Source organism: uncultured Dialister sp., from assembly GCF_937959425.1.
Classification (GTDB): Bacteria; Bacillota; Negativicutes; order Veillonellales; family Dialisteraceae; genus Dialister.
The window spans coordinates 1-13,029 of sequence record NZ_CALGPS010000079.1 but is presented as its reverse complement, the minus strand read 5'-3'; the positions used below and the strand labels follow the sequence as shown (position 1 = coordinate 13,029).

Genomic DNA, 13,029 nt, shown 5'->3' with positions numbered 1-13,029 from the left:
AACTGCGCCACTACATCCCTTGCCCACCCCTATTTAAGGGGTGGGTGGCGAGCGCCAATATACTCTCTTGCGCCCCCCTGCTTGTCAGGGGGGAGAGGGCCACGCAGTGGCGAGGGGGGGATTGCCAAAGGCACACAGCCGGAGGCGGCCTATAAAATCTGCGGCGCAGCCGCCACCATAACCTTCGGCCCACAGGGCCGTCAAACCTGAGAACCCTCCGGCCAAAGGCCGGTCAATCTTAAGAACCCTTTCTCTGCCCCTTGAAACACAACCCTTCTACACAACCTGCGCCGTCAGGCGCGCCCCTTTTTTTACCTGCGGCACCAGCCGCCACCACAACCCTCGGTCCAAAGGACCGTCAAACTTACGAACCTTAATAACCTTCGGGGCGAAGCCCCGTCAACCTTCCATTATCGGCCCCCTTTGGTGCTAACGCACCACCTTCACCCATAGGGAAGCGTGTCACTGGATTCTCAGTCGCCCAAGGGCTCCCTACGAATCCAGTTCCCTTGCCACCCCGCAAGCGGGGGGACAATAAAAGAGAGGAGCACAACCCTTTGAACCTGGGGCGCCATAGGAATGAATGGAGTATAATAAAAGAAAACAGATTGTATCAGCAGAGGTGAGATAGATGAAGAAAAAGTGGATTGCAGTGATTCTGGCGGCTTCCCTGGCCCTTCCCCTGGGCACGGAGGCAGAGGCCTTTGACGGTTCTGCCATTCTGGGCCGTATCCTTTCCAGCGGGATTTCCCGGGAGAAGAAAACGAAGACCGTACCCGCCAGCACAAAAATTTCATCCGGAAAGAAGAACCGGTACAAAAACGCCATGGGCGTGCTGCAGAACATGCAGTGGGTGGGAGTGGCAAGAAGCTCCGGCGGCAATATCTATTTCGACCAGGATACCATGAAGGATACCGTAAGAAACGGGGAGCGCCGGGTGACAGCTACTGTGAAGAACGAGTTTACTGAAGCCGGCGCCAAAGCGGTGGAAAAGAGCAGCGACGGCGAAGTGGACAGGGACGATGTGGCTTACTCCCTTTTCCTGGTGGATTTTGGAGAAAAGGACTGCTTCATCGCCAGCCCCGTGATTTACTACGATAAAAAGGGAAAAGAACTTATCCGAAGAAAGCCGTCGGAGGCCTATGCCGATGTGACCGGCATGAACTACGGTAAACCCTACGGCCCGGGCAGTATGGAGCTTAAAATCAAGGAGAAGGTTTTCAGCTATGCAGACCGGGTAAAGGAAGAGGAAAAGGAAAGACAGGCGGAAAATCAATAGAGCACGAAAAAAGACCTCGCAGCAGCGGGGTCTTTTCCTTTCAGCAATCAGCCTTCGTATTCTTCAAATTCTTCTTTTCCGGCACCGCACATGGGGCAGATGTAGTCAGCCGGAAGGTCTTCAAACTTGGTGCCCGGTTCAATGCCGTTGTCCGGATCACCCTGTGCTTCATCATAAATCCATCCGCAGACTTTGCAAATGTACTTCTTCATAGTATCCTCCGTTCCCCTGCGCTCCGGCAGGAAACACATATGGCAGAGCCATAAACCTGTATGTATTATACCATAGCTTTTATAGGGAGGGGAGTGGGCGGATACGCGGCTTTGCTCCCTCTTGACTTTTAAATAGGGCTTATGATATATTCTCTCCAATACTATCTATCTTTTGGATAGAAATTAAGTAATCACTGATTCATTCAGAGAGTCTGCTTTTGTAAGGATTTTTATGCACTGCCGCGTCATGGGATTCCCTGCATTGCATAAAAGTCCAGGAATAAAAGCAGCCAATGATTTCATCAGTGCTTTCTTGAAGGAGGTTTTCATATGGCTAAGAAAAGAATAGTAGGTGTGGCAGGACTTGGACATGTAGGTGCCCATGCGGCATTCTGTCTGGGAATGATGGGGATTGCTGATGAAATCCTTCTTTGCGATGTGAAGGAGCAGAAGGCCATCAGCGAGTGCCAGGACCTGAATGATGCGGTGATGTATATGCCCAATCATACGGTGTACAGGGTGACTGACTATGCAGGATTGAAGGACTGCGACGTGATTGTGAATGCAGTGGGAGATGTGAGTCTCTGCGCTACGGGAAACCGGGATGATGAGCTGGCAAACAGTGTGCGCCAGGTGGCGGATTATGTGCCGAAGGTGATGGAAGCAGGGTTTGACGGGATTTTTGTCACCATTACCAATCCCTGTGATGTGATTGCCCATCTCATTGCAAAGCTGTCCGGCCTTCCCAGAGGCCGGGTGGTAGGGACGGGAACGCTTCTTGATTCTTCCCGCCTCATCCATGCGATTTCCGACCAGACGGGCCTCGATGCCCGGGGGTTCTTTGCCTTTATGATGGGGGAACATGGCAGTGCCCAGATGGTTCCCTGGTCCCAGGTGAATTTCTACGGCCAGACTTTGGCGCAGATGGAGAAGGATCCCCGCTTTGTGTTTGATAAGGACAGTGTGCAGGAAAAGGCCATCAAAGGCGGCTGGGTGACCTATAAGGGCAAGCAGTGTACGGAGTACGGCATTGCGTCGGCAGCAGCTACGCTGGTCAGGACTATTTTCCATGATGAGAAGCGGATTCTTCCCTGTTCCGTGGAACTCTCCGGTGAATACGGCGAGCATGATGTATTCTGCGGCGTTCCGGCGGTTATCGGTATTCACGGCGTGGAGGAAGTGCTGGAGTACCGGCTTACAGCAGAGGAAATGAAACGGTTCAAGGAATGCGTAGATACCATCCACCGGAATATTGAAAGGGGAAATCAGTTCCTTCCCCGGTGAATCAGCGCTTCCCTATTGCGGCAGGAAATTTCCCTGCTCCGGGTTTCAATAGAAATGAATACCTATGTCATCCATAACTGCCTGCCACCCCGCTGCATCGGCAGGCAGCCTGTCGTCATTTCAGGCAGGCCTTGAAAATCGCGGGGATGCGGAGCAGTCGAAATAGCTGTGAAGAAGTGCTGATTATTTCTTCACGGCTATTTTTTATGGAAAAAGGCATTGATGAGTAAAACAAAAAGGAGGCCTGCTGCGGTCTATTCCTTCTGCTATTGATAAAGAAAGCCCTGCTAAACGTTTCATATATAGTATTATGGCAATAAAAACGGCTGCTTTTGATATTTCACGGCGCAGAATAATAATTTATAAACTATTAAACATCGAAATGATAGATAAAAATATGAATAAACCCATTGATACATATTTATCTTAAATCTATGGACTTATATGTTCCATGAATCAATAGGTTAATCGATACTAATTTATAGTGGGCTATTGATTTTAGAAAATGCCCTTAGTACAATGTTACATATAACCAAAAAGGAAGTTCCTGTTTATGATTACAGGTCTTCCGGAGGACAGCTTTCCGATTTCCATGGAAATCGATTTTAAAGGAGAGGATTGTATGAGACATATTCGTAAGGTCCTGGTTGCCAACAGAGGCGAAATCGCCATCCGCGTATTCCGTGCCTGCAGCGAACTGGGAATCCGTACTGTGGCCATTTATTCCAAGGAAGATATTCTGTCCCTGCATAGAAACCGGGCTGATGAAGCGTACCTGGTAGGGGAAGGGGACAAGCCTATCGATGCTTACCTGGATATTGAAGACATTATCCGCATCTGCAAGGAGCACGATGTGGATGCCATCCATCCGGGCTACGGTTTCCTGGCTGAAAATGCAAAGCTGGCAAAGCGGTGCGAAGAGGAAGGCATTATCTTTATCGGACCGCGGGTGGAACATCTGATGATGTTCGGCGATAAGGTCAATTCCCGTATCCAGGCTGAAAAAGCGGATATCCCCATGATTCCGGGGTCCAAAGGGGCGGTGAAGAGTTTTGAGGAAGTGAAGGAGTTCGCTGAAAAGAACGGCTTCCCCATTATGATCAAAGCAGTGAACGGCGGCGGCGGCCGCGGCATCCGCAATGTGGACCGCATGGAGGATCTGGAAGAGGCTTATAACCGGGCTAAATCGGAAGCGAAGATGGCTTTCGGCGACGAGGATGTATATGTAGAAAAATGCATCATGAACCCGAAGCACATTGAAGTACAGATTATTGGCGATGAGCAGGGCAATGTGATTCATCTCTTCGAACGTGACTGCTCCATTCAGCGCCGTCACCAGAAGGTTATCGAAATGGCTCCTGCCTGGTCTCTGCCGGTGGAACTCCGCCAGAAGATCTGCAATGCGGCTGTCAAGCTCATGAAGCATGTACACTACCTCAATGCAGGCACCGTGGAATTCCTGGTAGACCAGGATGAAAAGCACTTCTATTTCATCGAAGTCAATCCCCGTGTACAGGTTGAACATACGGTAACGGAAATGATTACCGATGTGGATATCGTTAAGACCCAGATCCTTATTGCCGAAGGCTACTCCGTGGACAGCCCGGAAATCGCCATCGGACAGCAGAAGGATATCTGGTACAAGGGCGTGGCCATCCAGTGCCGCATTACCACCGAAGATCCGCAGAACAATTTCATGCCGGATACCGGCAAAATCATTGCCTACCGTTCCGGCGGCGGCCCGGGCATCCGTCTGGATGCAGGCACCGCCTATGCAGGGGCAGTCATTACTCCTTACTATGACTCCCTGCTGGTTAAGGTGACGGCCCATGCCCTCCATCCGAAGGATACCATCCATAAAATGCTTCGCTGCCTGGATGAATTCCGTATTTCCGGCGTGAAGACCAATATTTACTTCCTGCAGAACATGCTCCGTACCCGGGATTTCCAGGAAGGCAAGTGTGATGTAAACTACATCGACCGCAACCCCTGGCTCCTGCAGGAACCGGATCTCATTTCCGACCGGGGCACCAAACTTCTGTCCTACATCGGCGACATTACGGTGAACGGCTATGCCGGCGCCGGCCACAAGGAAAAGCCGGACTTTGCTCCTCTTCCCGTTCTGGATGCGTCCAAGGAAGAGGCACCGAAGGGCACAAGGCAGCTCCTGGATGAACTGGGCCCTGATAAATTTGCCCAGTGGGTGCTTGACCGCAAGGAAGTCATGTTCATGGATACCACCTACCGTGATGCCCACCAGTCCCTGCTGGCTACCCGCGTAAGAACCCATGATATTATGAAGGCCATCCACTACACCGCTGTCCATGTGCCGCAGCTTTTCTCCTTTGAAAACTGGGGCGGCGCTACCTTCGACGTGGCATACCGTTTCCTGGATGAAAGCCCCTGGGACCGCCTGCGCCAGATGAGGAAGGCAGCGCCCAACATTCTTTTCCAGATGCTTACCCGCGGCGCCAACACCGTCGGCTATACCAATTATCCGGAGAACGTGGTTCGTCATTTCATCGACCAGGCTGCAGACAACGGCATCGATGTATTCAGAATCTTCGACTGCCTGAACCAGCTGAACCACATGACCGTGTCCATTGATGAGGTACGGAAGAAGAACAAGATTGCCGAAGCCTGCTTCTGCTACACCGGCGATATTATGGACCCCAGGCGCCAGAAGTACTCCCTGAAGTACTACACCGACCTGGCTAAGGAAATGAAGAAGGCGGGAGCCAATATCATTGCCATTAAGGATATGGCCGGCCTTCTGAAGCCGGAAGCGGCCTATGCCCTGATTTCCGCCCTGAAGGATGCGGTGGATCTTCCTATCCACCTCCACAGCCATGAAGGCGGCGGCTGCACCCTTTACTCCTACGCCAAGGCAGTGGATGCAGGGGTAGATATCCTGGACGTGGCTACCGGCGCCCTTTCCAACGGCACCAGCCAGCCTTCCATGACCGCCATGTACTATGCGCTCCAGAACCATCCCCGCCAGCCGAAGCTGGACATCGATGCCCTGGAAACCATCGACCGCTACTGGCAGGGCGTACGTCCCTACTATGCCGGCGTAGATTCCCGCATGGCCAGCCCGAACACCACCCTCTTCCAGCATGAAATGCCGGGAGGACAGTATTCCAACCTCCGCCAGCAGGCTACAGCCGTGGGCCTTGGGGAGCAGTGGCCGGAAGTATGCCGCATGTATGCCAAAGTGAATATGATGTTCGGCGATATTATCAAAGTGACCCCGTCCTCCAAGGTAGTGGGGGATATGACCCTCTTCATGGTACAGAACCATCTTACAGAGGAAGATATTTATGAAAAGGGTGAAACACTGGACTTCCCGCAGTCCGTGGTCGATTTCTTTGACGGCAAGCTGGGCATTCCCTACGGCGGTTTCCCGGAAAAACTGCAGAAAATCATTCTTCGCGGACAGAAGCCTCATCTGGAAAGCCAGCCGGAGGATGTGGACTTTGAAAAGGTGAAGATGGAAATGAAGGAAAAGCACATCCCCACCAGGGAAGAAGATGTGTCCTCCTACTGCATCTATCCGAAGGTATTCAGCGACTATATGGACCGCTACCACAGGTACGGCGACCTTTCCATCCTGGATACGCCTACCTATTTCTTCGGCATGAAGCCGGGCGAAGAAATCCGTGTGGACATCGATGAAGGCAAAATGCTTCTGGTGAAACTGGACAACATTACCAAACCTGACGGCGAAGGCAACAGGGAAATCCAGTTCGAGCTGAACGGCATGCCCCGTGAAATCAAGATCCATGACAAACATGTGGCTGAGACTGCAGTGACTGCCAGAAAGGCAGACAAGGATGTGGTGGGCGAAGTAGGTGCTACTCTGTCCGGTTCCGTGGTGAAGCTTCTGGTGGACAAGGGCTCTTCCGTAAAGAAGGGGGATCCGGTCATCGTCACCGAAGCCATGAAGATGGAAACAACCATTACCGCTCCGGTGGACGGCATCGTTTCCGAAATCCACGTGAAGGCAGGGCAGCGCATCGAATCGGGCGACCTGCTCATGGTGATTGAATAATCGATTTCATCAGTAAAAGCCCTGGCTTGTAAGGAGTACAGGGCTTTACTTTTTCCCTATTGAAATACCAGTGCCGCATAGCACAGGCTAAATGATGTATCATTTAATCATAGATGGTCATCCGGGCTTGCCAGTCAAGTGGCGGCAGGGTATACTAGATAAAATACATGGGGAATAAACTGGGAGTATGGGAAGCAGAGGTTTTATCAGGTTTCAATTAGGAGTGAAATCTGGTGGGAATCAGCCGGTGCTTTCCGAATGGGAGTAAATGGGATTTTTATTTCATTGGAGGAGGAGTTTATTTTGTTTAGAACGATTAAGAACATCCTCAGCAGGGTGTCCCTCATCAAGCAGATTGCCGTGGGCCTTGTCATCGGTATCTGCATTGCCGTATTTTTCCCGCCGGCCATTCCGGTGGTCAAGATTTTCGGTGACCTTTTCGTTAAAGCACTGAAGGGCGTAGCGCCTATCCTGGTGTTCTTCCTGGTCATGAATGCCATGGCCCAGAGAAAGGAAGGCTCCGGCGGAAGCATGAAGCCGATTATCGAACTCTATGTCATCGGCACCTTCTTTGCTTCTGTAGTGGGCGTCACCATGTCCTTCCTGTTCCCTACCTTCCTGTCTCTGCAGGTGGCACCGGATACGAAGCTGGCTCCGCCAAGCGGTATCGTACAGGTTCTTCATAACCTGATCCTGAGCATCGTAGATAACCCGGTGGCAGCCCTTATGAATGCCAACTACATCGGTATCCTGGGCTGGGCAATCATTCTGGGGATTGCACTGAAGACCTGCGCCGGTGATACCACCAAATCCTGCCTCAATGATATTGCAGCCGGCATTACCAAGGTGGTTACCTGGGTCATCCACTTCGCACCCCTTGGCATTATGGGCCTGGTAGCCGACTCCGTTGGTACCGCTGGCCTGGGAGCTCTCCTTGGCTATGTACAGCTCCTTGGTGTCCTCATCGGCTCCTACTTCCTGGTAGCCCTGGTGATGAATCCGCTCATCGTATTTGCCAAGCTGCGTAAGAATCCCTATCCCCTGGTGTGGACCACCATCCGTGAAAGCGGCGTATATGCATTCTTCACCAGAAGCTCCGCTGCCAATATCCCAGTGAACCTGTCCCTCTGCAAGAGACTGGGTCTTGACCCCGATACATTCACCATTTCCATTCCTCTGGGCGCTACTATCAACATGGCCGGCGCATCCATCACCATTTCCGTGCTGGCTCTGGCTGCAGCCCATACCCTGGGCATCCAGGTAGATATGGCAACCGCTCTCCTGCTCTGCATCGTTTCCACCGTTGGTGCCTGCGGCGCATCCGGCGTAGCCGGCGGCTCCCTGCTCCTCATTCCGGTAGCCTGCGCATCCTTCGGCATCGGCAATGATATTTCCATGCAGGTAGTCGGTGTAGGCTTCATCATCTCCGTACTGGAAGATGCCTGCGAAACCGCTCTGAACAGCTCCAGCGACGTCCTCTTCACCGCTACTGCAGAATTTGCAGAACGCAGAAAGAAGGGCACCCTGAAGGCTGAAGATATGGTTCCGAAGGACGAACATTAATCAATTAAAAAAACCCGTGAAGAAATGCAGCCGTTTCTTCACGGATTTTTTTTATTTCTATTGAAATGGCGAAGCGGCAGGGAACAGTGAGTCACCCTTCCCGCCGTCCGGCAGCTGCATGTACCGAGATTTTTCACTGCGTTCGGATGACGAGTGAGGCGGGAAGGGACCCCGTAATGCAGGCTTTATACTGATTTCCCCTTGAGGGCTAAGACCCCGGCAATATTCCTGTCTGCACCCTCTGCACCTTGGCCGCCCTGCGGCCCAAGACGGGCACACTCAAGAACTTTTCCTTTTTATTATTTGAATCGTCATCATTTTTCCCACGCAAAAAACTCCTGCATCAGACCCGGCTGCGCGTCACCGCCAGGTCTGATTTCAGGAGTTTTTATGTTTTCGGTACCGGGAGAGTTCCGATTCATATGAGGAAGTTCATTTCTGCTCCCCCCCGCGCCTGTCCCCTGGTAAGGTTTGTGCACATGACAGGCAGGGAGCGGTCGTCCCTTCCGGGCCCTTTCGGTTCTCTCTATTTTCATAGTTCCTGAGGGGTCAGGAAATTCTCAGCCCCTGTTTTGCTAAGAGACACTCACCCCATGATTTCCCTGTCTTGCTATTCATGGCCGGATGTCATAAAATAGACAGGATTCTATATTTCCTTCTGCCCTTTCCTTTTTATTTTTTTACCTCCCATAGTGCGCGGTTTCTTCAGAAATGATAAAATAAAAAGAGTTGACGCAGGAGGTTTTTATGGAAACAATCGGTCTCTTGGCAGGTATCGGTACCCTTCCCGTGGAGTTTACGGAAGCGGTGAAGTCCCAGGGCTACCGGGTAGTATGCATTGCGGTGATTCCCGGCATTGATCCCCGGCTAAAGGATATGGCAGATGCCTATTATGAAATCAGCGCATTCAAGCTGAATAAAGTGATTAAGACCCTGACAGGCGAGGGGGTAAAGGAAGTCACCATGATCGGCAAGGTGACGAAGGAGTGGCTTTTCAAGAACCATCCCTTTCCGGACCTTCGGGCTATCAAGGTATTGAACCGTTTAAGAAAGACAGATTTCAAAGATGACACGGTGACTCTGGCCATTGTGGATGAGCTGGCGAAGGACGGTATTTCCGTGTTGGACCAGACGAAGTATCTGAAGCCCCTTATGCCGGGGCCCCAGGTATTTACCAGAAAGAAGCCTACAGAGGAGCAGATGGCGGACGTGGCTTTCGGCTTTAAGGCGGCCAAGGCCATCGGCGCCATGGATTTGGGGCAGACGGTGGTGGTGAAGAACCAGGCCGTTATGGCTGTGGAAGCCATCGAAGGCACGGATGCCTGCATCCGCCGGGGCGGAAGTCTCGCCCGGGGCGGCGCGGTGGTTGTGAAGACCGCAAAGCCGTCCCAGGATACCCGTTTCGATATGCCGGCGGTGGGACTGGAAACCCTTCATTCCATGGAGGAATCGGGCTGCGCCGTGCTGGCTATTGAAGCATGGCATACCCTTTTTGCTGAAAAGGCGGCAGTGCTTCAGGAGGCGGACAGGAAGGGAATCGTCATTCTTGCGGTAGAACAGGATAAGATATGAAAATAATGATGTCTGCCGGGGAAGCATCCGGTGATATGCATGCAGCCGCTGTGGCGGCGGAACTGAAACGAATCATGCCGGATGCGGACCTGTTCGGCATGGGCGGCGCGGATATGAGAAAAAGCGGCGTCCGTATTATATATGATATAGAAAATCTGGGTATCATCGGCGTGGTGGAAGTGATCAAGCATATTCCCTTTTTCTTTCGCCTCCGCGCTTTCCTTAAGAAAGCTATGATGGAAGAAAAGCCGGATGTACTGGTATGCGTAGATTATCCGGGCTTCAACATGAAGCTGGCCCATGTGGCAAAGGAACTGGGCATTCCGGTGATTTACTACATTGCCCCCACCATCTGGGCCTGGAACAAGGGCAGGGCGAAGAACATCGTGCGGGATGTGGAGCAGGTGGCGTCCATTTTTCCCTTTGAAGCAGAGGCTTACCGCAAGGCCGGGGCCCGTGTCACCTTTGTGGGACATCCCCTGGCGGATACGGTGAAGCCGTCCATGTCCTTTGAGGATGCCATGGCCTATTTCCATGGAGATCCTTCTAAAAAAAGAGTACTGCTCATGCCGGGCAGCCGGAAGAACGAGGTGGCAGGGCTGCTTCCTGTCATGATGCAGGCAGCGGAAAAGCTGGCGGAAAAGGAAGAATGCCAGTTTTTCATTCCCCGGGCATCCACCATTTCAAAAGAAATGCTTTTGTCCATCATCGGGAAGACTTCCCTTTCCATCGAAATCACCGAAGGCCATCAGTATGACCTCATGCAGATCTGTACGGCCTGCGTGGCTTCGTCCGGGACGGCTACCCTGGAAACGGCACTCATGGAGCTTCCTACGGTTCTTGTTTACAAACTGGCTCCGGTGACCTGGTTTCTGGCCAATCTCCTGGTGCATGTGAAGTATGCAGGCCTTCCCAACCTGCTTCTTGGCAGGGAAGTGACGCCGGAGCTGCTGCAGGACCGGGCCCGGGCGGAAAATATCGTATCCATCCTGCTTCCCTGGCTGCAGGATGAAAAGGCAAGACAGAAAAATATAGAAGAAATACGGGAAGTGCGGAAGGCACTTGGTTCCGGCGGAGCTGTCCATCGGGTGGCTGAGCTGATTATAAAGACTGCAGGAGCGGTTCATGGCAAATAAACGAAGCAAATTAAACAGTTATAAAAGGCTTTTGAAATTTCTGAAGCCCTATATCAAGCTGCTGATTATTTCCATCATCTGTATGGTGGCGGTGTCGGCGTCCAATCTGTATGTTCCCTGGATTATCAAGGATGTCATCGATAAGGTACTGGAAGATAAGGATCTCACCATGCTTTATCTCATCATCCTGTCCATTATTGTGGTGTTCTTTATCCGCGGTTCCACCACCTTTGCTCACCGTTACCTCATGGGGTACATCGGCCAGTCGGTTATCCGCGATTTAAGAAACCAGCTTTATGAGCATCTGCAGAAGCTCCCCATTGCTTACTTCGACAAAAGGCGCACCGGGGAAATCATGAGTAATCTTACCAACGATATCGGCGCCCTGCAGACAGCCATGACCACTGATTTCATCATGCTGGTGCAGGAAGGGGCTATTTTCATCGGTTCCTTTGCCGCCATGATTTATCTCCAGTGGAAGCTCACCATCCTCTGTCTCATCATTGTGCCCCTGGTTTCCGTAACTATTAAATTCTTCGGCAGGAAGCTCCATTCCTCCGGAAGAAATGTACAGGAAAGGCTGGCGGACGTGACGGCCATGCTGCAGGAAACCATTTCCGGCGTCCGTATCATCCGCAGCTTCAACCGCTGCGATTATGAAACGAAGCGGTTTAAAAAGGTGAACCAGAATAATTTCAAAGCTACGGTGAAGTCCATCCGCCAGCAGAGCCAGCTCACGCCGGTGGTGGAATTTCTGGCAGCCCTGGCTATTACGGTCATTATCTGGTACGGCGGCGTGTCCGTTATCGACGGCATTATGACTGCCGGCGAACTCATCGCCTTCCTGATTTACGCCATCAATCTGGCGAACCCCATCAAGCGTATTGCCGACAGCTACGGCAATATCCAGAAGTCTCTGGCAGCGGCGGACCGGGTCTTTGCCATCCTTGACGAAAAGGAAGAGGACCAGAACCGGGAGGACGAAAAGCCTCTGGTGGTGAAGGAAGGCCTGGTGGAAGCCAAGCACGTGCAGTTTGCCTATGAAGAAGGCCATCCGGTGCTGAAGGACCTCAATTTCAGGGCCAATCCCGGTGAAACCATTGCCATCGTAGGCCCTTCCGGCGCAGGAAAATCCACCATTGCCAACCTGCTTCCAAGGTTCTATGAAATCACCGGCGGTGAAATCGACATCGACGGCATGGATATCCGCAGGGCGGACCTGGGCTCCCTTCGAGACCAGATCGGCCTGGTGCCCCAGGATACCCTCCTCTTTAATACATCCATTAAGGACAATGTACTCTACGGGCGTCTGGATGCTACGGACGAAGAAGTCTGGGCGGCTATCCGCTCTGCCAATGCAGAGAAATTTATCAAAGAACTGCCCGACGGCATTGATACCCGGGTAGGGGACCGGGGGCTTATCCTTTCCGGCGGCCAGCGCCAGCGCATCGCCATTGCCCGGGCTATCCTGAAGAACCCGAAAATCCTTATCCTTGATGAGGCTACCTCTGCGCTGGATACGGAAAGTGAAAAAGTGGTGCAGGATGCACTGGATAAATTGATGGTTGGCCGTACGGCCTTCGTCATTGCCCACCGTCTGTCCACCATTAAGAATGCAGACCAGATTCTTGTATTAAACGACGGCGTCATTGCAGAACGGGGCACCCATGATGAACTCATGGCCAAAGGCGGCCTTTACTACGACCTCTATACCATGAGCGCCAAAGTGACAGAAGCAGAAGACGCTGTGGAGGATGAGAAGGAGGAAGGGTAGTGGGCTGGTGAGCTGGTGTGCTGGTGTGCTAGTGTACTAGTGGGCTGGTGAGCTAGTGTACTAGTGGCTAGTGGCTGGTAGCTGGTAGCTGGTAGCTGGTAGCTGGTAGCTGGTAGCTGTTGGCTGTTGGCTGGTGGCTGGTGGCTAGTAGCTGGTGG

Annotated in this window: 8 protein-coding genes; 7 read left to right on the top strand and 1 reads right to left on the bottom strand. The window is 52.2% G+C overall.

The features are described 5' to 3' along the window. Nucleotides 1-631: 631 nt before the first annotated feature. Nucleotides 632-1,279, top strand: a complete 648-nt coding sequence (locus Q0482_RS03145) for a hypothetical protein (RefSeq protein WP_299143271.1) — start codon at nt 632-634, stop codon at nt 1,277-1,279. Between the two features lie 47 nt (nt 1,280-1,326). On the opposite strand, the gene rd is transcribed toward Q0482_RS03145, so the two are convergent. Continuing rightward, nucleotides 1,327-1,491, bottom strand: coding sequence for a rubredoxin (rd, locus tag Q0482_RS03140; protein WP_299143269.1), 165 nt, complete (start codon nt 1,489-1,491; stop codon nt 1,327-1,329). 330 nt (nt 1,492-1,821) lie between these two features. On the opposite strand from rd, the gene Q0482_RS03135 reads away from it, so the two are divergent. From Q0482_RS03135 to msbA, 6 genes are all read left to right on the top strand, one after another. Further along, the gene (locus tag Q0482_RS03135) at nt 1,822-2,775 is read left to right on the top strand and encodes an L-lactate dehydrogenase (RefSeq protein ID WP_299143267.1); all 954 of its coding nucleotides are present in this window, start codon (nt 1,822-1,824) and stop codon (nt 2,773-2,775) included. Nucleotides 2,776-3,397: 622 nt separating this feature from the next. Beyond that, complete coding sequence (locus tag Q0482_RS03130) at nt 3,398-6,826, top strand: pyruvate carboxylase (RefSeq protein ID WP_299143275.1); 3,429 nt, start codon at nt 3,398-3,400, stop codon at nt 6,824-6,826. 303 nt (nt 6,827-7,129) lie between these two features. Continuing rightward, nucleotides 7,130-8,389: a serine/threonine transporter SstT gene (sstT, locus tag Q0482_RS03125; RefSeq protein ID WP_299143265.1), complete on the top strand. Its 1,260-nt coding sequence runs from the start codon at nt 7,130-7,132 to the stop codon at nt 8,387-8,389. 747 nt (nt 8,390-9,136) lie between these two features. Then, nucleotides 9,137-9,961: a UDP-2,3-diacylglucosamine diphosphatase LpxI gene (lpxI, locus tag Q0482_RS03120; RefSeq protein ID WP_291056392.1), complete on the top strand. Its 825-nt coding sequence runs from the start codon at nt 9,137-9,139 to the stop codon at nt 9,959-9,961. Further along, nucleotides 9,958-11,097 carry a lipid-A-disaccharide synthase gene (lpxB, locus tag Q0482_RS03115; protein WP_299143261.1) on the top strand — a complete coding sequence of 380 codons (1,140 nt, stop codon included), beginning with the start codon at nt 9,958-9,960 and terminating at the stop codon, nt 11,095-11,097. Before lpxI ends, lpxB begins: the two co-directional genes overlap by 4 nt. Beyond that, on the top strand, nt 11,087-12,871 hold the full coding sequence (msbA, locus tag Q0482_RS03110; protein WP_299143258.1) for a lipid A export permease/ATP-binding protein MsbA: 1,785 nt from the start codon (nt 11,087-11,089) through the stop codon (nt 12,869-12,871). The genes lpxB and msbA overlap by 11 nt, the downstream gene beginning before the upstream one ends. Nucleotides 12,872-13,029 lie beyond the last annotated feature (158 nt).

Excerpts from the sequence above, each read along its gene's own strand:
- Q0482_RS03145 (WP_299143271.1), top strand. The coding sequence starts at position 632 with ATGAAGAAAAAGTGGATTGCAGTGATTCTGGCGGCTTCCCTGGCCCTT.
- rd (WP_299143269.1), bottom strand. The coding sequence starts at position 1,491 with ATGAAGAAGTACATTTGCAAAGTCTGCGGATGGATTTATGATGAAGCA.
- Q0482_RS03135 (WP_299143267.1), top strand. The coding sequence starts at position 1,822 with ATGGCTAAGAAAAGAATAGTAGGTGTGGCAGGACTTGGACATGTAGGT.
- Q0482_RS03130 (WP_299143275.1), top strand. The coding sequence starts at position 3,398 with ATGAGACATATTCGTAAGGTCCTGGTTGCCAACAGAGGCGAAATCGCC.
- lpxI (WP_291056392.1), top strand. The coding sequence starts at position 9,137 with ATGGAAACAATCGGTCTCTTGGCAGGTATCGGTACCCTTCCCGTGGAG.
- lpxB (WP_299143261.1), top strand. The coding sequence starts at position 9,958 with ATGAAAATAATGATGTCTGCCGGGGAAGCATCCGGTGATATGCATGCA.
- msbA (WP_299143258.1), top strand. The coding sequence starts at position 11,087 with ATGGCAAATAAACGAAGCAAATTAAACAGTTATAAAAGGCTTTTGAAA.